The organism is Streptomyces iconiensis, assembly GCF_028657195.3.
Taxonomy (GTDB): domain Bacteria; phylum Actinomycetota; class Actinomycetes; order Streptomycetales; family Streptomycetaceae; genus Streptomyces; species Streptomyces iconiensis.
Genome location: NZ_JANCPR020000009.1, coordinates 131,626 through 153,670, shown reverse-complemented (window position 1 = coordinate 153,670; position 22,045 = coordinate 131,626). Strand labels below are relative to the sequence as shown.

The 22,045-nt window shown below is 70.5% G+C and carries 18 protein-coding genes and 1 pseudogene; 3 read left to right on the top strand and 16 right to left on the bottom strand.

Annotation, left to right across the window (positions count from 1 at the left end):
• Positions 1-112 precede the first annotated feature (112 nt).
• Both NMN56_RS11580 and NMN56_RS11575 read left to right on the top strand, forming a co-directional pair.
• The gene (locus tag NMN56_RS11580; protein WP_274044075.1) at positions 113-2,623 is read left to right on the top strand and encodes an ATP-binding protein; all 2,511 of its coding nucleotides are present in this window, start codon (positions 113-115) and stop codon (positions 2,621-2,623) included.
• A gap of 124 nt (positions 2,624-2,747) precedes the next feature.
• Positions 2,748-3,761, top strand: coding sequence for a hypothetical protein (locus NMN56_RS11575; protein WP_280842788.1), 1,014 nt, complete (start codon positions 2,748-2,750; stop codon positions 3,759-3,761).
• Here the strand turns inward: NMN56_RS11575 and NMN56_RS11570 are convergent.
• From NMN56_RS11570 to rpsB, 9 genes are all read right to left on the bottom strand, one after another.
• Positions 3,744-4,802: an ABC transporter ATP-binding protein gene (locus NMN56_RS11570; protein ID WP_274044077.1), complete on the bottom strand. Its 1,059-nt coding sequence runs from the start codon at positions 4,800-4,802 to the stop codon at positions 3,744-3,746. The two genes, NMN56_RS11575 and NMN56_RS11570, sit on opposite strands and share 18 nt — an antisense overlap.
• Positions 4,802-6,412: an ABC transporter permease gene (locus NMN56_RS11565; RefSeq protein WP_274044079.1), complete on the bottom strand. Its 1,611-nt coding sequence runs from the start codon at positions 6,410-6,412 to the stop codon at positions 4,802-4,804. The genes NMN56_RS11570 and NMN56_RS11565 overlap by 1 nt, the downstream gene beginning before the upstream one ends.
• A gap of 50 nt (positions 6,413-6,462) precedes the next feature.
• The gene (locus NMN56_RS11560; RefSeq protein WP_274044080.1) at positions 6,463-7,539 is read right to left on the bottom strand and encodes a thiamine ABC transporter substrate-binding protein; all 1,077 of its coding nucleotides are present in this window, start codon (positions 7,537-7,539) and stop codon (positions 6,463-6,465) included.
• Between the two features lie 197 nt (positions 7,540-7,736).
• Positions 7,737-8,843: a dual-specificity RNA methyltransferase RlmN gene (gene rlmN / locus NMN56_RS11555; RefSeq protein WP_274044081.1), complete on the bottom strand. Its 1,107-nt coding sequence runs from the start codon at positions 8,841-8,843 to the stop codon at positions 7,737-7,739.
• A 162-nt stretch (positions 8,844-9,005) separates the two neighbouring features.
• The gene (locus tag NMN56_RS11550) at positions 9,006-10,160 is read right to left on the bottom strand and encodes a phosphatidate cytidylyltransferase (protein ID WP_274044082.1); all 1,155 of its coding nucleotides are present in this window, start codon (positions 10,158-10,160) and stop codon (positions 9,006-9,008) included.
• A 39-nt stretch (positions 10,161-10,199) separates the two neighbouring features.
• Positions 10,200-10,757 (bottom strand): ribosome recycling factor, encoded by a 558-nt coding sequence (frr, locus tag NMN56_RS11545; protein ID WP_274044083.1) that lies wholly within the window; start codon positions 10,755-10,757, stop codon positions 10,200-10,202.
• A 265-nt stretch (positions 10,758-11,022) separates the two neighbouring features.
• Positions 11,023-11,775, bottom strand: a complete 753-nt coding sequence (gene pyrH / locus NMN56_RS11540; protein ID WP_274044084.1) for a UMP kinase — start codon at positions 11,773-11,775, stop codon at positions 11,023-11,025.
• 196 nt (positions 11,776-11,971) lie between these two features.
• Entirely contained in the window at positions 11,972-12,808 is an 837-nt protein-coding gene (gene tsf / locus NMN56_RS11535; protein ID WP_274044086.1) for a translation elongation factor Ts, read from the bottom strand.
• Positions 12,809-12,959: 151 nt separating this feature from the next.
• A complete protein-coding gene (rpsB, locus tag NMN56_RS11530) occupies positions 12,960-13,940 on the bottom strand; it encodes a 30S ribosomal protein S2 (RefSeq protein ID WP_274044087.1) in 981 nt (326 codons plus the stop codon).
• A 364-nt stretch (positions 13,941-14,304) separates the two neighbouring features.
• Here rpsB and NMN56_RS43240 point away from each other — a divergent pair.
• A pseudogene (locus NMN56_RS43240) lies at positions 14,305-14,934 on the top strand (peptidoglycan DD-metalloendopeptidase family protein); the annotation flags it as partial.
• 444 nt (positions 14,935-15,378) lie between these two features.
• Here NMN56_RS43240 and NMN56_RS11520 read toward each other — a convergent pair.
• The 7 genes from NMN56_RS11520 to lepB form a co-directional block, all read right to left on the bottom strand.
• Positions 15,379-15,939, bottom strand: a complete 561-nt coding sequence (locus tag NMN56_RS11520; protein ID WP_274044251.1) for a TetR/AcrR family transcriptional regulator — start codon at positions 15,937-15,939, stop codon at positions 15,379-15,381.
• A 124-nt stretch (positions 15,940-16,063) separates the two neighbouring features.
• Positions 16,064-16,918, bottom strand: coding sequence for an RNA polymerase sigma factor WhiG (gene whiG / locus NMN56_RS11515; RefSeq protein ID WP_274044088.1), 855 nt, complete (start codon positions 16,916-16,918; stop codon positions 16,064-16,066).
• A 296-nt stretch (positions 16,919-17,214) separates the two neighbouring features.
• Positions 17,215-18,510 (bottom strand): DNA-processing protein DprA, encoded by a 1,296-nt coding sequence (gene dprA, locus NMN56_RS11510; RefSeq protein WP_274044089.1) that lies wholly within the window; start codon positions 18,508-18,510, stop codon positions 17,215-17,217.
• On the bottom strand, positions 18,507-20,123 hold the full coding sequence (locus NMN56_RS11505) for a YifB family Mg chelatase-like AAA ATPase (protein ID WP_274044090.1): 1,617 nt from the start codon (positions 20,121-20,123) through the stop codon (positions 18,507-18,509). The genes dprA and NMN56_RS11505 overlap by 4 nt, the downstream gene beginning before the upstream one ends.
• Positions 20,123-20,506: a YraN family protein gene (locus NMN56_RS11500; protein ID WP_274044252.1), complete on the bottom strand. Its 384-nt coding sequence runs from the start codon at positions 20,504-20,506 to the stop codon at positions 20,123-20,125. Before NMN56_RS11500 ends, NMN56_RS11505 begins: the two co-directional genes overlap by 1 nt.
• 382 nt (positions 20,507-20,888) lie before the next feature.
• Positions 20,889-21,212, bottom strand: coding sequence for a DUF2469 domain-containing protein (locus NMN56_RS11495; RefSeq protein ID WP_027735391.1), 324 nt, complete (start codon positions 21,210-21,212; stop codon positions 20,889-20,891).
• A 39-nt stretch (positions 21,213-21,251) separates the two neighbouring features.
• Positions 21,252-21,989, bottom strand: a complete 738-nt coding sequence (lepB, locus tag NMN56_RS11490) for a signal peptidase I (RefSeq protein WP_274044091.1) — start codon at positions 21,987-21,989, stop codon at positions 21,252-21,254.
• Positions 21,990-22,045: the final 56 nt, after the last annotated feature.

The window sequence follows — 22,045 nt, the reverse complement described above, 5'->3', positions numbered from 1 at the left end:
CGCGCCGCTCCGAACGCCAGAGCACTTCCGTCACCCACCGAAGGCAGCTCACCATCTGTATCGAAACGCGTACGCTGTGACAGAACACCGTGGGTCGGGCCAGGAGGACGGCATGGCATTCGGGTTCAGCGGACGGCCGAGCGGACAACTTCCCGGAGAGGTCACCAGTTTCGTCGGGCGGGAATCCGAACTCGCCGACGTGCTCCGCACACTGGAGCAGTCCCGGCTGGTGACCCTCACAGGCCCCGGGGGTGTCGGCAAGACCCGCCTGGCGCTCCACTCCGCACGTACGGCGGGTGAGGGGTTCGCGGACGGCGTGCGCCTGGTGGAGCTGTCCGGGCTGAAGGACCCCGAACTGCTGCCCCACACCCTCGCCTCGGCGCTGGAGCTGCCCGAGCAGAACACCCGCCCCCAGATCGACGCGGTCGTCGAGTACCTCGCCCGGCGCGAGCTTCTGCTGATCCTGGACACCTGTGAGCACGTACTGGACGCGTGCGCGCTCCTCGCCGATCTGCTGCTGCCCGAAGCCCCCGGGCTGACCCTGATGGCCACCAGCAGACAGCCGCTCGATGTGCCGGGCGAGCACGTCCTGTCCGTACCGCCGCTGCCCCTGCCACCCGAGGAGGACGCAGCCGGGGGCCAGGAGGGCGCCACGGCGGGCGGTGACGCGCTGGCGCTGTTCGCCGACCGGGCCGCCGCCGTTGTCCCCGGGTTCACCCTCACTCCCGCCAACCGCGGGCCCGCACTCACGCTCTGCCGCCGCCTGGACGGGATCCCCCTCGCGATCGAGCTGGCCACCGTACGGCTGCGGGCGCTGCCTCTGGAGGAGCTGGTGCAGCGTCTGGGCGACACGTTCGCGCTGCTCGCCGGCGGGCGTCTGACCACGCTGAGCCGGCATCAGACCCTGCGCACCACGATCGGCTGGAGCCACGAACTGTGCACGGCCTCCGAACGGCTGCTGTGGGCACGGCTGTCGGTCTTCTCCGGGACGTTCGACCTGGCGGCGGCCGAAAGGGTCTGCACGGACGACCGGCTCCCCGCGGGTGAGGTGGTGCGACTCCTGATCGGGCTTGTCGACAAATCGGTTGTGCTCCGTGTCGAGAACGAGGAGGGCGGTGCCCGGTACCGGCTGCTGGACACCATCCGCGAGTACGGCGCCGAGTGGCTGAAGTCGATCGGTGGGACGGCGGCGTGCAGGCGGCGGCTGATCGAGCACTGCCACAACCGGCTGCGCCACTTCGAGGAACACTTCGCCACGGACGAGCAGTTGCCCCTCTTCCGCGCGCTGGCCGCCGACCGCGACAACCTCCGCGCCGCCGTGGAGTACGCGCTGGAGGAGGCGGCCTCCCGCGCGCTGCCCGCCCCCGTCTCCCGCGGCACGCACGACGGCGGGCCCGGAACCGCGCTGCCCGCCGACCCCTACCAGCACACCTCGCCCCCACTGGCTCTCACCGCCTCCATGTGGACCTACTGGGCGTGCGGCGGCCTTCTCGCTGAGGCGCGCTACTGGATGGACAAAGCGATCGCCGCGCCCTCGCCCTCCTCCCCCGGTTCGGCGACGGACCGCGCCAAGACCCTGACCTGGTACGGCCTGTTCTGCATCATGGCGGGCTCGCACGAGACCTCTCTGGAACCGCTACGGGAAGCGCACGCCATCGCCCGGCGCCTCGGCGACCCGCTGCTGACCGCCTGGGCGGTCGGCTTCGAGGGCTCGGCGCTCAACTACAGGGGCGAGCACGAACGGGCACTCGCGATGACCGACGACGCGGTGGCCATCATGCGTTCCACAGGGGACCAGCTCACGTTCCTGATGGCGTGCTACGCGAAAGGGTTCGCCTACGCGCTCGCCGGGCGCCCCGACGAGGCGGTGACCGCCTGCGAAGAAGGGCTGCGGCTGCTCGGCACCTCAAGCGAGGAGCGCTGGAACCAGGGCTACCTCTACTTGGTGAAGGGTTTCGCGCACATCCTGCGCGGCGAACGCGAGGAGTGTGCGGCAGCCGCGCTGCGTGCCGTCCGCCTCAAAGGAGACCTCGGAGACGTCATCGGCGTCGCCTACTGTCTCAGCCTGCTCGCCTGGGTCGCCTCGGCCCAGGGCCGCCACCGCCGCGCGGCGGTGCTTCTGGGCGCCACAACCGAGCAGTGGCGGATCAGCGGCGACTCCTCGTACGGCGGCATCACCTCGCTCCAGTTCCTCAGCGAGGCCGTCTCCTCCGACGTGTGCGGCGCGCTCGGCCAGGAGCGCTACGACCGCGCCTTTCGCCAGGGAGGTCAACTCTCGCTGGAGCAGGCCGTTCTGTTCGCCGTGGGCGACGCCGACAGCCTGTCCACCCTGCCCCGGCAGCCCGGTGACAGCAGCAAAGGAAGCGCTGCGGCCGAGCACGGCGAGGGCACGGGGGCGCTCACCCGGCGCGAGCGTGAGGTCGCGGAGCTGGTGGCCGAAGGGCTCTCCAACCGCGAGATCGCCGAACGGCTCGTGGTCTCCAAGAGGACGGCCGACGCGCACATCGAGCACATCCTCGCCAAGCTCGGCTTCTCCTCCCGGGCCCAGATCACGGCCCTGCTCGGCAAGGAGGCCACGGGCCCGGCATCTCCCCGGACGGAGCCGGACGCGCGCCGTACCTAAACGCGCTCCTACAGGATGCGCGTTTTCCGTATACCTAGGTGTGCGGTGACCGATGACCGGCCACCGCGCGCGCGAGCACTCTGGTGCACACGAACACACATCTGGGTGCGGAGGCGTAATGGTCATGGCGGGCATCTTCGACCGCGAGGAGGGGTGCGCTCACCATAAGTGCCCCGAATTGATCGGCCGGAGCCGGGAATCCGCGCAACTGGCGGTGGTGTTCCAGCGGTCCCGACTCGTGACGGTGGTCGGGCTGGGCGGCGTCGGCAAGAGCGCGCTGGTGGCCGAGGCCGCCGAGCGCGTGGCCCGGACCGGCACCACGGTGATGGCCGTGGACATAGCGGTCCTGAGCGGTACCGAGCAGGTGTTCCAGGCCATCGGCCGCACGGCGGCCGACCAGGAGCAGCTACTGGTCGTCGACAACTGCGACCACCTCCTCGCACCCGCCGCCGCAGCGGTGGGCCAGCTACTGGCGAGCTTCCCCGGGCTGCGCGTCCTGGTCACCGCGCGGCGCAGGCTCGGCACGGCGGGCGAGCAGGTGCTGCCGCTGGCGCCGATGCGGCTCGGCGACGCCGTACGACTACTGGCGCTGCGCGCACACCAGTTGGGCGTGCCCCTGGCGGACGACGAGGAGGACAGGGTGACGGCCGGGCGCATCTGTCTGCGCCTTGACTGCCTGCCGCTCGCGCTGGGCCTCGCCGCCGGCCGGCTGCCCGACCTGAGCCCGCGGGAGCTGCTGGTGCAGCTGTCGGAGACGGGCGGCTCGCTCGATCTCGCCGGCCTCGGCCCCGATGTGCCCTGCAGGCACCGCACCCTCCGGCACTGCCATGGATGGAGCCACGAGCAGTGCATCGCGCAGGAGCGGCTGCTGTGGGCCCGGTTGAGTGCCTTCGGAGGCACTTTCACCCGTACCGCGGCCGAAAAGGTGTGCCAGGACGCGCAGTTGTCACGCGCCACCGTCGCCTCGGCCGTGAACGGGCTGGTCGGACAGGGCCTGTTGGAACATGTGAACGGGCGGCCCGAGCTGCTCAGGATGCCCCGCACCGTGCAGGACTACGGCGCCGAGTGGCTGGCCCGCCTGGGCGAGGAGACGCGGCTGCTGGAGCGGGTGCTCATGTGGTCACGCGGACTGCTGTGAGCCGCCGTGCTCGTGCCCCTCAAGCACCACGACCTCGCGCGCGTCGAAGGCGACGCCCACCTTCGCGCCCTCCTCGGGAGCGTCGCGCAGAGTGCACGCCGCCTCCAACTGCGGCCCGTCCTCAGGGCGCAGCAGCACCGTGACCGTTGACCCGTCGCCGCCACGGAAGGTGCGCGCCTCGACCACGCAGCGCACCCCGTCCTCGGGCCGCCGCAGCAGCACCCCGTTGGGGCGTACGAGGAGCCGTGCGGGACCCGGTGGCGTGCCGTCGGGAACGGGCATCGCGCCCCAGGGCGTGTCGGCCGTACCGCCGCGTACGGTCGCGCTGACGACGTTGTCGAAGCCGAGGAAGCGTGCGACGAACTCGGAGGCAGGCCGCTGCCACACCTCCAGCGGGGTGCCCGTCTGAGCGATCCTGCCGTTCTCCATGACGACGACGCGGTCGGCCAGCGCGAACGCCTCCCCGTGGTCGTGCGTGACGGCCAGCACCGTGGTGCCCAGCCGCTGGAAGAGCCCGCGCAGTTCGACCACCAGCCGCTCCCGCAGTCCCCGGTCGAGCTGGCCCAGCGGCTCGTCGAGCATCAGCAGCTTGGGGCGCGGAGCCAGGGCGCGCGCGAGTGCCACGCGCTGCTGCTCGCCCCCGGAGAGGGAGGCGACGGCGCGACGGCGCGCATCGGGAAGGCCGACCATGTCCAGGAGTTCGGCGACCTGACGCCCGGTCTCCTCCTTGCCCGTACGGTGCATCCGCAGCCCGAAGGCGACGTTCGCGCCGACGTCACGCTGGGGGAAGAGCTGGTGGTCCTGGAACATCAGGCCGACGCCCCTCTTGTGCGCCGGCACCCCCGCCTGGTCCTGCCCTGACAGCAGCACCCGGCCCGTATCGGCCCGTTGGAGCCCCGCGACGACGCGCAGCAGGGTGGACTTGCCGCTGCCGCTGGGGCCGAGCACACACACCGTTTCGTGTGCGCGCACTTCCAGGCCGACGGCGTCCAGCGCGGCCCGTTCGCCGAAGCGTACGGTCACGCCTTCCAATCGCAGCATCAGAACTCTCCCGGGCTGTGGGTACGTACGCGCTCCAGCGCGAGCAGCACGCCCGCGCAGACGAGCATCAGGATGGTGCTCAGTGCCATCGCCTGCCCGTAGTTCATCTCCCCGGCGCGGCCGAGCATCCGGGCGACCGCGACGGGAAGGGTGGGCGCGTCGGGCCGCGCGATGAACACGGTCGCGCCGAACTCCCCGAGTGAGACGGCGAAGGCGAACCCGGCCGAGACCAGCAAGGCCCGCCCCACCAGCGGAAGTTCCACCTCTCGCCAGGCGCGCAGCGGGGAGGCGCCGAGCACCGCTGCGGCCTCGCGCAGCCGTACGTCGACCGAGCGCAGCACGGGTAGCAGGGTGCGGATGACGAAGGGCACGCCTACCAGTGCCTGTGCGAGCGGAACGAGGAACCATGAGGAACGCAGATCCAGTGGGGGCTCGTCCAGTGCGATCAGGAATCCGAAGCCGACCGTGACGGCCGAGGTACCGAGGGGCAGCATCAACAGGGCGTCGAACCCGCGCACGAGTCTGCCGGCGCGCCTCGTCAGCGCAGCGGCGGCCAGCCCGCCCACCACGAGAGCGATGAGCGTCGCCGCCGCCGCGTAGGCGAGGGAGTTGCCGATGGCGGCAGCGGGCGCGACGACGAACGTACCGCTCTCCGACTGCGAGCCCAGTGCCCGGAAGAACGCGAGGCCGTAGCCGTCGGGACCGTTGAAGGCCCGCTCGACCAGCACAGCCAGGGGCAGCACGATCAGCAGCGCGATCACGGCGAGCACGGACCACAGGACCGCCCACTGCGCGGGTCCCTCCGGGCGCCGCGCGGTGCGTTCGGCCGGAACGAGGCTGAGCGCCGACTCGCGCTTGCGTACGGACCAGGCGTGCACGGCGAGCAGCGCGGCCACGGCGGCGAACTGGGTGAGGGTGAGCACGGCTGCCGTGGGCAGCTCCAGCAAGGTGGCGGTCTGCCGGTAGATCTCCACCTCCAGAGTCGCGAACCGTGGCCCGCCGAGCACCTGGATGACGCCGAAGCTGGTGAAGGTGAACAGGAAGACGATCAGTGCGGCGGCGCCGAGCGACGGTGCCAGTGCGGGCAGGGTGACGCGCCGCCACGCGGCCAGGCGTCCGGCACCCAGTACGCGCGCCGCCTCCTCCTGGCGCGGGTCGAGCTGGGCCCAGAAACCGCCCACCGTTCGTACGACGACCGCGTAGTTGAAGAAAACGTGCGCCAGTAGGACGGCCCACACACTGGTGTCCAGGCGGAGACCGAACCACTCGTCGAGCGCTCCTCCGCGCCCCCCGAGCGCCAGAAAGGCGGAGCCCGCGACCACCGTCGGCAGCACGAACGGCACGGTGACGACCGCGCGGAGCAGCCCTTTGCCGGGGAACCGGAGCCGGGCGAAGACGTAGGCACCCGGCAGTGCCAGCGCGAGTGTCAGCGCGGTGGAAGCGGCGGCCTGCCACACGGTGAACCACAGCACCTGGAGGATGTCGGGATCGCTCAGCACCCGCCCGACGATGTCCAGGTTCCAGTGCCCGCCCTGGCGCAGCCCGCGGCCGACGATGGCCGCGACCGGGTAGCCGAAGAACAGGACGAAGAAAGCCGCGGGAACGGCCATCAGGCCGAGCCGCCCCCATGTGCCGCGGTGAACCGACCGCTTCCGGGGGGCTACTTCACGGTGAGCGAGGTCCACGTCTTGATCCACTGCTCACGGTTCTTGGCGATCTTCTGGGGCGCCACGGTGGCCGGGTCGTCGATGGTCTCGCCGTACTTGGTGAACAGCTTCGGCAACTCGGCGTCCTCGCGCGCGGGATTCACGAACATCTGGAGGGGCAGGTCCTCCTGGAACTTCTTGCTGAGCAGGAAGTCCAGCAGTGCCTTGCCGCCCTTGGTGTTCTTCGCGCCGTCGAGGAGCCCCGCGTACTCGGTCTGCCGGAAGCAGGTCTCCTTGGCGATCCCTGTGGGCGCCTGCTCCGGCTCCGGCTTGGCGCCCATGACCTCCACCGGGGGGCTGGAGGCGTACGAGACGACGAGGGGCCGGTCGCCCTTGCCCTTGCCGCCGCGGGAGCCGCTGAAGCGATCGTTGTACGCCTGCTCCCAACTGTCCACGACCTCGACGCCGTTGGCCCTGAGCTTCTTCCAGTAGCCCTGCCAGCCCTTCTCGCCGTAGGTACCGACGGTGGCCAGGAGGAAGCTGAGGCCCGGCGAGGAGTTGGCGGCGTTCTGCGTGACCAGAAGGTTCTTGTACCGGGGCTTGACGAGGTCCGCCAGCGAGCGCGGCGGGGCGAGCTTCTTGTCGGCGAACCACTTGCGGTCATAGTTCACGCAGACATCGCCCGTGTCGACAGGTGTGACCCTGTGCTTGTCCGGGTCGGCCTGAAGACCCTTGGGCACCGCCGAGAGCCCCTTCGCCTCGTAGGGCGCGAAGACGCCCTCTTCCAAGGGGCGCGAGAGCAGCGTGTTGTCGACGCCGAAGAGGACGTCTCCCTGCGGGTTGCCCTTGTTGAGGACGGCCTGGTTGACGGTCGCGCCGGCGTCGCCGCCGCGCAGCACCTTCACCTTGTAGCCGGTGCGTTCGGTGAAGTCCTTCAGCACCGGCTTGGAGGCGGCGAAGGAGTCGTGGGTGACGAGCGTGACCGTCTTGGGGTCCCCGTCGCCTCCGGAGCCGCCGCAGGCGGTGGCGACCAGTGCGAGGGCCAGGACGGCCGTGGTGGCGGCAGCGGCGCGCTGCGCGTGCTTGTTCATGTGTGCATCGACTTCCTACCCGGCATGACCCGGGCGAGGTTCGAGGGTCTGCGGCACCGTACGTGTGCACGGCCGCACTCTCAGCGCTCTGAAGCGCTCCCCTGTCGGCTGTTCGGTTGTCAGGCCGCGCACGGCGGCCTGTTCGAACAGTACCAGCCAGGCCCTGTACCGGGCCTGGCAACCGGCGCCGGACCCGCTCAGCGCTCCGTGGCCGCGAGTTGACCGCAGGCGCCGTCGATCTCCTGGCCCCGGGTGTCCCGTACGGTCACGGGTACACCGTGCGACTCCAGCGTGCGCACGAACTCCGCCTCGTCCTCAGGACGGGAGGCGGTCCACTTGGAGCCGGGTGTGGGGTTGAGCGGGATGAGGTTGACGTGCACCCGCTTGCCCTTGAGGAGACGGCCGAGCAGATCGGCCCGCCATGCCTGGTCGTTGATGTCCTTGATCAGCGCGTACTCGATGGAGACACGGCGGCCGGACCGCTCGGCGTACTCCCACGCCGCGTCCAGCACCTCGCGCACCTTCCACCGGGTGTTGACCGGCACGAGGGTGTCACGCAGCTCGTCGTCGGGCGCGTGCAGCGAGACGGCCAGGCGGCACTTGAAGCCTTCCTCGGTGAACCGCCGCATCGCCGGCACGAGGCCGACCGTGGAGACCGTGATGCCGCGCTGCGACAGTCCGAGCCCGTCCGGCTCGGGGTCGGTCAGCCGCCTGATGGCGCCGACGACGCGCTTGTAGTTGGCGAGCGGCTCGCCCATCCCCATGAAGACGATGTTCGACAGCCGCGCGGGACCTCCGGGCACCTCGCCGTCGCGCAGCGCGCGGATTCCGTCGACGATCTGGTGGACGATCTCGGCCGTCGACAGGTTGCGGTCGAGTCCGGCCTGCCCGGTCGCGCAGAACGGGCAGTTCATGCCGCAGCCCGCCTGCGAGCTGATGCACATGGTCACCCGCTCCGGATAGCGCATCAGCACGGACTCGACGAGCGTCCCGTCGTGCAGCCGCCACAGCGTCTTGCGGGTCGTGTCCTCGTCGCAGCTGATGTGCCGCACGACACTCATCAGGTCCGGCAGCAGCTCCGAGGCCAGCTTCTCCCGCGCTGACGCGGGAATGTCCGTCCACTGCTCGGGGCTGTGCGACAGCCGCGAGAAGTAGTGCTGCGAGAGCTGCTTGGCGCGGAACGGCTTCTCGCCGATGGCGGCGACGGCCTCCCGCCGCTCCTCGGGGCTGAGATCGGCCAGGTGCCGCGGCGGCTTCTTGGCTCCGCGCGGCGCGACGAAAGTGAGTTCTCCGGGTCCAGGCATAACCTCACCAGTGTCGCAGACCGGCGGGCACCCCCGGACCGGCCGACGACAGGCCCCGGCCTGCCGCGGATCGCCGCCGAACCGGCGCAGATCCCCGCGGTACCCACCCAGGACGCACCGCCTGTGAGCGGCCGGTCGTACAGGGTCCCCGGGGGAACGCGGTCAGCCGGCGCCGACGAAGACCACCAGCAGCAGCCAGACGACCGGAGCCGTGGGCAGCAGTGAGTCGAGGCGGTCCATGATGCCGCCGTGGCCCGGCAGCAGAGTGCCCATGTCCTTGATGCCCAGGTCCCGCTTCATCATCGACTCGCCCAGGTCGCCCAGGGTGGCGCTGGTCGCCACGGCCAGGCCGAGCAGCAGGCCCTGCCACCAGACCCCGCCGTCGATCAGGAACTGCGAGCACAGCGCCCCGGCGCCCATCGCGAAGGCCACGGCCCCGATCAGGCCCTCACGGGTCTTGCCGGGGCTGATCCGGGGGGCGAGCTTGTGCTTGCCGAAGCGCCAGCCCACCGCATAGGCACCGGTGTCGCTGACGACCGCCAGGATCACAAACGTCAGTACCCGCCAGGGACCGTCGTCGGCGGCGAGCATGAGCGCCACGAACGTGGCGAGGAAAGGAACGTAGAAGGCCGCGAAGATCCCGGCCGTCACATCCCGTAGATACTCAGCGGGCGAATCGGTCATCCGCCACACCAGCACCGCCAGAGCCGTGAGGGCCATGGCCACCCACGCGCCCTCGGCCCCGCGCACATAGCCGGCCACGACCATGGCCGCGCCGCCCACGGCCAGGGGGACCAGCGGCGCACGGATGCCCTTGCGCTCGTTCAGCCTGGAGGTCAGCTCCCACAGGCCGACCACGACCGCGACGACGATGACGCCGACGAAGACGGGCTTGTAGAGGAAGAGGGAGGCCACGACGACCACACCCAGACCGAGGCCCACCCCTATGGCCGCGCGCAGGTCACGGCCGGCGCGCTTCTTGCCCTTCCCCGCCGAGGGCGCGGGGGCAGGGGCGGGTGAAGGGGCGTGCGCAGGTTCCTGCTCACGCCGGGCCTGGCCCTGGGGGCCACGGCCGTCGGGGAGGCGACCTTCGTGGTCGCCACCCGCGTCACCTGGGTCGGACACAGTGGGCATACGCCGAGTCTGCGACGCATCTCCGCCCACGTCGTGCGCTGGGGCGGTCACGTCGTAAGCGGACAGCTCACCGTCGCCCGCCCGGGGCACTGCCCCGGGCACCACTTGACCCTGGCCGGAAGCGCCGGGCGGGCTCCAGTATCCCGCGCCCGGTTGCGGTACTCCCCAGGATGAGTCGTTCACAGATAGCAGCCTTCGACCTTGGACCTCGGACGGTGAACCTCAGACTTCGAGGAGCTCGGACTCCTTGTGCCTGAGCAGCTCGTCCACCTGCGCCACGTACTTCGACGTGGTGTCGTCCAGCTCCTTCTCGCCACGGCGGCCCTCGTCCTCGCCGACGTCGCCGTCCTTGATGGCCTTGTCCAGGGTCTCCTTCGCCTTACGGCGAATGCTGCGGATGGAGATCTTGGCGTCCTCGCCCTTGGTCTTGGCCACCTTGATGTACTCCCGGCGGCGCTCCTCGGTCAGTTCGGGGAACGACACCCGGATGATGTTGCCGTCGTTGGACGGGTTCACGCCCAGGTCCGAGTCACGGATGGCCTGTTCGACGTTGCGCAGCGAGCTCTTGTCGAACGGAGTCACCACGGCCATCCGTGGCTCCGGCACCGAGAACGACGCGAGCTGGTTGATGGGCGTCATCGTGCCGTAGTACTCCGCCACGATCTTGTTGAACATCGCCGGGTGCGCACGTCCGGTGCGAATCGCGGCGAAGTCCTCCTTGGCGACGACGACCGCCTTCTCCATCTTTTCCTCGGCTTCGAGGAGGGTCTCTTCGATCACCACGTGCTCCTGGTTCGATGAATGAGCCTGACTGCTTCATCCGGGGCGGCGGGGCCGGACAGCCGCCCGGCGGACCGCCCCGGTACCCGCAGTGCCCTGATTCCTGCACGGTGTCCGACCGGCAGGCTGTTGTCCATCCCCGTACCGTGCCGTTCACACGCCACGGTGTTGCCGGCGACGCCGGCTTCCCGGCTCCGCCCCGGCCGTACAGACGCCGTACGGACGCCACGGCCGGGACCGGCCCGGGCTCCGGTCCATGGACCCGTCAGTCCCGGGTGCCCTGGTTGCTCACCAGCGTGCCGATCTTCTCACCCTTGACCGCGCGCGCGATGTTGCCTTCGGCCAGCAGCTCGAAGACGAGAAGCGGCAGCTTGTTGTCGCGGCACAGCGTGATCGCGGTCATGTCGGCGACCTTGAGGTCGCGCGTGATGACCTCGCTGTACTCCAGCGCGTCGAACTTCACGGCCTCGGGGTTGTGTGCCGGGTCGGAGTCGTAGACGCCGTCCACGCCGTTCTTGCCCATCAGCATCAGCTCCGCGTTGATCTCCAACGCGCGCTGTGCCGCCGTGGTGTCGGTAGAGAAGTACGGCATGCCCATTCCGGCGCCGAAAATGACGACGCGGCCCTTTTCCAAGTGGCGCACAGCCCGCAGCGGGATATAGGGCTCGGCCACCTGCCCCATGGTGATGGCGGTCTGGACGCGTGAGTCGATGCCTTCCTTCTCCAGGAAGTCCTGGAGCGCAAGGCAGTTCATGACCGTTCCGAGCATGCCCATGTAGTCGGAGCGTGCCCTGTCCATACCGCGCTGCTGCAACTCGGCCCCGCGGAAGAAGTTTCCGCCGCCGATGACGATGGCGATCTCGGCACCGTCACGGACGACCGAGGCGATCTCCCGCGCCACCTTGTGCACCACGTCGGGATCGACACCGAGTCCACCTCCCCCGGCGAATGCCTCGCCGGAGAGCTTCAGCAGAAAGCGCCGGTGATGATCGCTGTCTTTGTCGGTGTCATTGCTCATGGAGATCTCCTCGTGCGCATACGAAAGAGGCCACTGCCGTCGGATCCTCGCGGTTCCCTGTGCGGCAATGGCCTCCTCGTCACAACTGCCCTGTGCCCGACCTTATCGGGCCCGTGCCGGTTCCGTGCGCCTTACGGGGTCTGCTCCCCGTCCGGGCGTCGGAAACCGGCCTTCGGGTTACGTCAGGGTGTGGCCTTCAGGCACCGACGCGGAAACGCGCGAAGCGCTTCAGCGTGACACCGGCCTCGTCCAGAACCTTCTGGACGGTCTTCTTGTTGTCCTTGGCGAAGGGCTGGTCAAGAAGAGTGTTCTCCTTGAAGAAGCCGTTGACGCGACCCTCGACGATCTTCGGCAGGGCGGCCTCGGGCTTGCCCTCCTCCTTCGCGGTCTCCTCGGCGATACGGCGCTCGTTGGCGACCGTCTCCTCCGGGATCTCGTCGCGGGTGAGGAACTGCGGCGCGAAAGCGGCGATGTGCTGCGCGACGTCCTTGGCGATGTCAGCGTCGGCCTTGTCCAGCTCGACCAGCACGCCGACCTGCGGGGGCAGGTCCGGGCTGGTGCGGTGCAGGTAGGAGCCGACGTAGGCGCCGGAGAACTGCGCGAAGCGGTCCAGCACGATCTTCTCGCCGAGGCTGGCGTTCGCCTCGTCGACGTACGCCTGGACGGTCTTGCCGGACTCGATCTCCGAGGCGAGCAGCGCCTCGATGTCGGCCGGAGAGGTCGCCTCGATGTGCGTGGCGATGGCCTCGATGACAGCCAGGAACTGCGGGCTCTTGGCGACGAAGTCCGTCTCGCACTTGAGCTCGACGATGACGCCCGCCGAGCTGTCGTCGGCGATACGGGCGATGACGGCGCCGTTCTCGGCCGTACGGCTCTCGCGCTTGGCGACGCCCTTCTGGCCCTTGACGCGCAGGATCTCTACTGCCTTGTCGACGTTGCCCTCGGCCTCGTCCAGCGCCTTCTTGCAGTCCATCATGCCGGCGCCGGTGAGCTCCCGGAGCTTCTTGACGTCGGCGGCGGAGTAGTTCGCCATGGTCTGTGAATCTCTTCTCGGAAAGTCGATGAGGATGGAACGGCCTGCGGCGGAGCGGGACACCACGTCACGGCTGTACGGCGGGGGCTCCCAGCCCCCGCCGTACTACCGCGAAACCAGCGTGGTCCACGTGCTCCACGCGGCCGGTGGGTCAGCCCTGCTCGGAGGCCGGCTCTTCGGCGGACACCGTGGCCTCGACGGCCTCGGCGGGCTTCTCGGCCTCGGGCGCGGGGACCTCGGCCACGGCCTCGTCCTTGACCTCGGGGGTCTCGGCGGGCTTCTCAGCCTCGGCGGACTCCTCGGTCTCGGCGGGCTTCTCGGCGTCGGCCGGCTTCTCAGCCTTGGCGCCTTCGACCTTCTCGCCCTCCAGGAGCTCGCGCTCCCACTCGGCGAGCGGCTCACCGGCGGCCTTCTCGCCCTTGCCCTCGCCGGAACCACCCGACGAACGGGCGATGAGGCCCTCGGCGACGGCGTCGGCGATCACACGGGTGAGGAGGGTGACGGAGCGGATCGCGTCGTCGTTACCCGGGATCTTGTAGTCGACCTCGTCGGGGTCGCAGTTGGTGTCGAGGATCGCGACCACCGGGATGTTGAGCTTGCGCGCCTCACCGACGGCGATGTGCTCCTTCTTGGTGTCCACGATCCAGACGGCGCTGGGCACCTTCTGCATCTCGCGGATACCGCCGAGGGTCTTCTCCAGCTTGGCCTTCTCGCGGGAGAGGACGAGCAGCTCCTTCTTGGTGAGGCCGGAGGCGGCCACATCGTCGAAGTCGATCTGCTCAAGCTCCTTGAGGCGCTGGAGCCGCTTGTAGACGGTCGAGAAGTTGGTCAGCATGCCGCCGAGCCAGCGCTGGTTCACGTAGGGCATGCCCACGCGAGTGGCCTGCTCGGCAATGGCCTCCTGGGCCTGCTTCTTGGTGCCGACGAACATGATGGAGCCGCCGTGCGCGACGGTCTCCTTGACGAACTCGTAGGCGCGGTCGATGTACGACAGCGACTGGAGCAGGTCGATGATGTAAATGCCGTTGCGCTCGGTGAAGATGAAGCGCTTCATCTTCGGGTTCCAGCGGCGGGTCTGGTGCCCGAAGTGGACGCCGCTTTCCAGCAGCTCCCGCATCGTGACGACGGCCATAGCCGTTCTCCTTGAGTTACTCGGTTGTCATCAGCGAAGGCCGGATCGGCCTCCGCTTGCCTGACGTCCCTGACGCGCCGCCCTGGAACGCCGACTGGCGGACCGTTCCTGGGACCGAGATGCGCGGCCACCGGGTGAGGGTGGCGGGACGTGCGAAGTCGACCCGGTCACCCGGGCCGCAACAGAAGTGTACGGGACCCGGAAAGGCACCCGCGCCCGGCGGGTGCGGAGCGCACCACGCGGGACCGGGCCCCAGTCCTGGTCGTCCCCTCTCACGGGTGACGGCTTTATCCACAACTCAGCAGTTACCCACAGAACAAGAGCATGATCCCTATCGGCCTGGAATGTGCGTCACCGTCGTGCCATGAACCGGAACACCGGCGGGAAACGGCAGGCCACGGGGCCGTCATGGAGGGCACTCGCGTGTGCCATGGCGCTCATGTGCTCCGAGGCGGCACTGGCGTACGGGGCGGCGCTCGCCGTCGCACCGGCACTCCTCCACGTACCGGCGCCAGCGCCGGAATGGCCGCTCGCGCGCGGAACAACGCCGCCGGCCGCCACCGTCTCCCCCACAAGCGCTCCCGCATCCGGTTTCCGTCCCACGCCCCCGGGTGCGGGAGCCGGCGGGGTCCCACCGGGGGACTCCGCCACTTCGGGCCGTGACCGCGGCGGCGCCCGGGCCTGGCCCGTCGCGGGCGCACAGGGCGCACGCCGCCCGGCCGTGGCACGCCCCTGGGACCCGCCACCCTCACCCTGGGCCGCCGGCCACCGGGGTGTGGATCTCGCGGCAAGGCCGGGACAGCCGGTGCGGGCCGCGGCTCCAGGACGGGTGTCCTTCGCCGGGAAGGTCGCGGGAAGAGGGGTGGTGTCCATCGAGCTGGCCGGTACGGGAAAGCCGCCGCTGCGCACGACCTACGAGCCCGTACGGCCGACCGCCCACGTGGGCGACCGCGTCCGGGCGGGCGAGCGGATCGGCACACTCGACCGCGGCCCGCACTGTCCCGAGAGCTGCCTCCACTGGGGGCTGCTGCGCCGCGACCGCTACCTTGACCCGCTCTCCCTGCTGCCGCCCGGTCTGCTCGGCGACGGTCACACCCGCCTGCTCCCGGTGTTCGGGATCCCGCTGCCCAGCGGAGACGGACCCGGCGAGGACGGACCCAGCGAAGACGAGCCCGGCGGGAAGAGACCCGGCGGGGAGGGAAGCCCCGGCACCCCGCCTCGGCCAACCGCGAGGCTCAGCGCTCCGGACAGCCCGGGTCCCAGCCTCACCTCGTGGGACTGGAGCACCCTCGTGGCCCTGGCCCTGATCCCGGTTGCCCTATGGACACACGGGCGCCTGAACACCCGCAACGCCATGACCCCGGACTGTCGGCGTTCACCCTGCGGTCCCCGGCACACAGGAGGGCCGGCGCGGTGCCGGGGGGATGGGGCAGGGCGATCAGCCGCCCCGGACTCCATGGAGGGCCATGGACACGGCCGCTTCCGCGATCTGCGAGGGATCCTCCGCCGCGCCCAGTTCGATACGGCGGACGCTCGCGTCCACGACGCCCTGCAGCAGCATCGCGGCGAGCCGGGGCTGCTCGTGCCCCAGATCGGAGAGCGCTTCGACGACCATCGCGATCAGGCCGCCGTGCGCTGCGCGGATACGCTCCCTTGCTCCGGCGTCCAGCTCGCCGGCGGAGATCGCGACGACGGCGCGGTGCCGCCGGTCGCCGACCAGGGCAAGCTGCCTGCGCACATACGCTTCGACCTTGCCCTCGGGCGTCCCGGCGTCCGCCATGGCGGACTCGACCTCGGCCGCCCAGACGGGGAAGTCGACGGCACACAGCTCCTCGACGACCGCGGCTCGCGAGCGGAAGTACTCGTAGACGGAGGAGCGCGCAAGGCCCGTGTGCTGCGCGAGGGCGGGGAAGGTCAGGGCCTCCGTACCGCCTTCCGACAGCAGCGACCTTGCCGCGTCGAGCAGGGCAGCGCGCTGCATGGTCCGGTGCTCGGCCACGGAGGCCGCTCGAATCCTGGGCACGCTTCTAGCTTACGGACGTACGGTCGAACCTCACACGGGCAGGCCCCGCAAAGGTCCGGGAGCGGCCCCGCGATGACCCGGCGGAAGAGAGCGTGGCGGCTCAGTGGCCGGCGTCGGCGAGCTTGGCCCGCAGTTGGAGGACGGACTTGGTGTGGATCTGGCTGACCCGGCTCTCGGTGACGCCCAGCACCTGTCCGATCTCGGCGAGTGTCAGGCCCTCGTAGTAGTAGAGGGTGACGACGGTCTTCTCCCTGTCGGGAAGCGTGTTGATGGCGCGTGCCAGCAACCGGCGCAGTTCGCGGTCCTCGGCGACCTCCACCGGGTTGTCGGCAGCCGTGTCCTCCAGCGTGTCCATCAGGCTGAGCCGGTCGCCACCGTCGCCGCCGACGTGCAGCAGCTCTTCGAGTGCGACCACGTTGGCGAGCGACAACTGGCTGAAAACGCCGTGCAGTTCCTCGACGGGGATGTCCATCTCCGAGGCGACCTCCGCCTCGGAGGGGCTGCGGCGGAGCTTGGCCTCCAACGTGGCGTAGGCGCGTTCCACGGCGCGCGCCTTCTGGCGTACGGAGCGCGGGATCCAGTCCAGGGCCCGGAGTTCGTCGATCATCGCGCCCCGGATACGGGTGATGGCGTAGGTCTCGAACTTGATCGAGCGCTCGGGGTCGAACTTCTCGATCGCGTCGATGAGTCCGAAGACCCCGGAGGAGACGAAGTCGGCCTGCTCAACGTTGGCGGGCAGGCCCACGCTCACCCGGCCCGCGACATATTTGACCAGCGGCGAGTAGTGCAGGATCAGTTGCTCCCGAAGCCTGCTGTCACCCGTGGCCTTGTACGAACGCCAGAGCTCATCCAGCGTGCCGGGCACGGCCCTGGGCACGTCGTCGTCGACGACGGTCGGTGCCGCGGCGGTGGCCGCGGTAGCGGTGCGGTCGGGCCCGGAGATGTGCTGAGGCATGCGTCCCTTGAGCCGTTCTGCTGGATGGTGGTGGTCTGTTGGTGTGCGGAGTCGTGCGTCTCATTGAGAGATGGTGTGAGCGTAACGTGACCGAGGCGTCGCTGTGTGCGACAAGGTGTCGGTTCGCGCGTACGCGGAGGTACTCCTTTCGTCCGGTCCGCTGGGGCCGCCTTCCTGCGCGGTGCGGGTGGCCACGCGCAGGGCGGGAGTCCGGCGCCTCGTGGGGCGGCGCGGGGTCGCGCGGGCGCACGCGGCTCAGCCTTTCACCCGATAGCCCCAGGTCAAGGACCGCCTCATCACCCGATGGAGTGCCCATTCCGTGTCCGGACCAAGTACCAGTGATCGCCGCTTCGTTCGACAAATCCGAGAGCCCGCAGCTCATGGAGCCGCGCGAGGGTGAGTCCCGCGGGTACTCCGGCGGCGCGCGCGAGCCGCGCGGGCTCGGTGGTTCCGTGTCCGGGCATCGCGTCCAGCACGCGCGCCGCGGTGGGGTTCAACGTGTCGCGCGGCACCGCGGGGCCCCGGCGTTCGGGCGCCAGCTCGCCCATCAGGCCGACCAGTTCGATCACCTCAGCCGCATCGGTGATCACCGTCCCTTCTCCGCGCAGCAGTTCGTGCACCCCCGCCGAAAGCCCGGAGGTGACGGGCCCCGGCACACCCATGAGGTGACGGCCCAGCAGCAGCGCACGCCGCGCCGTGACCAGCGCACCGCTGCGCAGCGCCGCCTCGATGACGACCGTGCCCCGTGAGAGCGCCGCGATCACGCGGTTGCGGAGCACGAACCTGCTCCTCGTCGGATGGTCGCCCGGCGGCAACTCGGCGACCAGCAAGCCGCGTTCGGCGAGGAGCCGGATCAGCTCCCCGTGCCCCGCCGGATACGTCATGTCGACCCCACAGGCCAGCACACCGATGGTCGGCCCCCGCACCGCCATCGCGCCACGGTGCGCCGCGCCGTCGATGCCATAGGCGGCCCCCGAGACCACGCTCCAGCCGCGCTCGGCCAGCCCGGACGCCAGCACCGAGGCACAGTGAGCGCCGTACTCCGTACAGGCCCGCGAGCCGACCACCGCGACGGAACGCAGCGCCCAGAAGCGCAGCGAGGGTGTGCCCCGCACCCATAGTCCGAAGGGTCTGGCCACTCCCAGGTCGTCGAGCTGGTGCGGCCACTCCGTCTCTCCGGGGCAGATGAAGCGGCCTCCGAGCGAGGCGATGGCGGCCAGGTCCTTCTCGCCCCGCGCGCCTTCGGCCCGTAGCCGCAGTCCGGCCCAGCGGCGCTCACTCGCGCCGTCCAGTGGCGGGCCGTCGCCGCTGAGTGCGGCGACCACCTCCTCGGCGCCGTAGGCCGCGAGCCAGCTCCCCACGAGTTCGTCGCCGGGTTCCGCGATCCGGGTCAGCGCGGCCCTCGCGACACGGTCACCCGCGGTGCGCTCACCCCCGGTCCGATCCCCCGCCGTTCGCTTACCCGCAGTGCGCTCCTCCTCGCTGCGCTCGATCGGGACGCGTTCCTCGGAAGCACGCTCGCCCGAAACGGGCCCTCCCCCGCCAGCCGCCGGCTCGCTTCCCCCGCCCCGCCTGCCGGCCCTCCCCGTCATGCGGAGCCTCCCTGGAGAAGGGCGCCGCGCCGGATTCCCGTGCGCAGTTCGAGCGCGAAGTTGACGTCCGCGCGGGTGGGCCTCTCGTGCCGTGCCAGATCGGCCACCGTCCACGCCACGCGCAGCACGCGGTCCAGGCCCCGCGCGGTGAGCATGCCGCGTTCCAGGTCCCCTTCGGCCTCCCCCAGCGCGCCGGGCACCACGGGGTGACGGGTGCGCAGCTCGTGCCCCGGCACCTCGCTGTTCGTCTTCCACGGCGTTCCCTCATAGCGCGCCGCTGCCCGCTCCCGGGCCTCCAGCACCCTGGCGGCCACAATGGCCGTGGGCTCGGCCCCGCCGGTGCCGGCTCCCAGCTCGGAACGCGCCAGCGGTTCGACGGAGATGCGCAGATCGACGCGGTCGAGGAGAGGGCCGGACAGGCGTGCGCGGTAGCGCCTGACGGAGGCGGGGCGGCACTCGCACTCCCCGCCGGGGATCCCGTGCCGGCCGCACGGGCAGGGGTTCGCCGCGAGGGCCAGCAGAAAGCGCGCCGGCATCCGCATCATCCCCGCGGCCCGCGCCACGATGACGTACCCGGACTCCAGCGGCTGCCGCATGGCGTCGAGGACTCGAGGCCCGCATTCGGCGGCCTCGTCCAGGAACAGCACCCCGTTGTGAGCCAGCGACACCGCACCGGGCCTGGGGAACCCCGAGCCGCCACCGACCAGGGCGGCCATGGTGGCCGAGTGGTGGGGAGCGCAGTAAGGCGGCCTGCTGACGAGAGGTTGCCCCGGTGGCAGCGCGCCCGCCACGGAGTGCACGGCCGTCACTTCGAGTGACTCTCTGCGGGTGAGCGGCGGCAGCAGGCCGGGAAGGCGTTCGGCCAGCATCGTCTTGCCCGCACCCGGTGGGCCCTTGAAGTAGATGTGGTGCCGCCCGGCAGCCGCGATCTCCAGCGCCCGGCGGGCACGTCCCTGGCCCACCACGTCGGCGAGGTCGACGGGGCGCTCCTCCCCCAGGACGCCGGTCAGCCCGGGAGCGGCGGCCGGCAGTCCGGCGAGCGCGGCCAGCGAGACGTCCGGCAGGCCCTCGTCCAGCTGGCCCGGCTCCTCGGGAACGGGCTCGTCACCGAGCACGGCGATGAGCTGCCGCAGGCTGCGTACCCCGACAACGGACACATCGGGCACCAAGGACGCCTCGGCGACCGTCTGTTCGGGCACCACCACCTGCCGGTATCCCGCCTCGGCCGCCGCCAGCACCGCCGGCAGAACACCCCGCACAGGCAGTACGCGGCCGTCCAGGCCCAGCTCGCCGACCATCATCAGCCCGGCGATGCCCCGGGGGTCGATGCGCTCTGCCGCCGCGAGAACGGCGCAGGCTACGGCCACATCGAAACCGCTGCCCCCTTTCGGTACCGCGGCGGGGCTGAGGCCGACGGTGAGCTTCTTCTGCGGCCAGGCCACGCCAGAGTTGACGATGGCGGCGCGGACCCGGTCGCGACTCTCGGTCAGGCTCTTGTCGGGCAGTCCTACGAGGGTGAAGGCGGCGACGCCGGGCTCCAGATCGGCCTGGACCTCGACCAGCACGCCTTCGACTCCCACAAGCGCCACGGCGCAGGTACGGGCGAATGCCATCAGCCCACCCCCCGCACGTGGTGCACCACCGGCGCACCCCTTCCCGGCAGCACGACGCCGACCAGGTCGATGCGGACGCCGCCGTGCGGCAGGCGGCCGTTGCGGGGTACCCAGCACTCGCTCAGCCAGCGCGCCGCGAGGCGCCGCAACCGGGCGGTCTTGGCGGGGGAGAGCGCCTCCATGGGGTGCTGGAAGGGGATGGCCCTGCGGGTCTTGACCTCGCAGATGACCAGCGCTTCCCTGTCCCGCGCGATCAGGTCGATCTCACCCTCGGAGCACCTCCAGTTGCGCTCCAGCACCACCATGCCGGCCTCCCGCAGCCTCCGCTCCGCGAGGTCCTCGCCGTACCGGCCGAGCGCGCCGCGAGCACTTCCCGCGCTCACCGTGCGCCGGTGCCCATCCCGCTCAGCGGCCCGGCTTCCGTTGCCCTCCGCCTTCCTGGCCCCGCCGCCGTTCACGTTCGCGGTCCCACTGCCCTCGCGGGCCCCGTCTCGGTCCCTCCCCGCGCTTGCCGTCGCGCTCCGCCGCCTCTTCGCCTTCCCGGGCCCGCTCCGGCTTCCCGCCGCGTTCCGTACGTTCCTGGCGCTCATCGCCACCACCTCCGGACACCGACTGTGACGGGGGCGGAAGCGGCTGAGGGATCTTGGTCGTTTTCTGTGGACGACCCGGCGTCTGTGCATAACTTCGCCACCCCTGCGAGTGACATCGCACGTCAGAGGTGGCGAAGGGACCGCCCGAAGCGTACGGGCGGAGAGGGAACGGGGGTCAGCCCTTGAAGCCGGAGTCCTCGGGCAGATCGAGTTCGCTCTTGTTCAGCTCTTCGATGTTCACGTCCTTGAAGGTGAGGACCCGTACCTGCTTCACGAAGCGGGCTGGTCTGTACATGTCCCACACCCACGCATCCGCCATCGACACCTCGAAGAAGACCTCTCCCTGGACGGAGTGCACCTGCATCTCGTAGTCGTTCGTGAGATAGAAGCGCCGGTCGGTCTCGATCACGTACTTGAACAGTCCGACGACATCCCTGTACTCCCTGTAGAGCTTCAGCTCCATCTCGGTCTCGTACTTTTCGAGGTCCTCGGCGCTCATGGCATGTTCCCCTTCAGCCGTGCGTCCCCCCATTGTGCGTCACCCCGGGCCGCCACGTGCCGAAGATGACATCCGCCGCGCGATCGGCCCGTACGCGGCCCCTCCGAGCACCAGAGCCGCACCCGCCACGATCGCGGTGACCAGCAGAGGCAGTGGTCCCGAAGGTGAGGTGCCCCCGGGCATGGCGGCGAATCCCGCCGCCTCAGGCAGCATCCCGAGGTCCCCCATGGGCCAGGCAACGGCGTCGACACGGGCCTTCACGGCACCGCGCGGTACGGCTCCCCGTCCCGCGTCCTCCAGGTGGGTCCGGGAGTCCAGCGACTCCAGCCTGTTGTCACCGAGCAGGAAGAGCTTGCCCCGGGGGACATCCGTACGTTCGAAACCGCTCTGGGAGTCGTCGCCGTGCGAGCGCAGGTAGGGCTCGTCGACGGGCTTCCCGTTGACCGTGAGCTTCCCGGCGCTGTCGCAGCAGGCGACCTTGTCCCCGCCGACTCCGACCACCCGTTTGACCATGGGCACCTGGCCCCACACCGAGTCCTGGAAGACCACGACGTCGCCGCGCCGCACGGAGCCGCCGTCCACGCGCTCGGCCAGCACACGGTCCCCGGATTTGACGGTGGGGTGCATCGAGTCGGTGGGCACGGTGTACGGCTGGTAGAGGACGGCGCCCCAGCCGAAGCCCCCCAGGAACAGCACACAGCCGAGGGCCACGGCGAGCCCGGACAATATGTTGCCCAGACGGCCGCGGCCCTCGTCGGTACGTCGTGCCTCGCCCACTTCCGCACTCCCGGTCCGCCGCAGCCTCGAAGATCTGCGCGCACCCTACCCGGGGG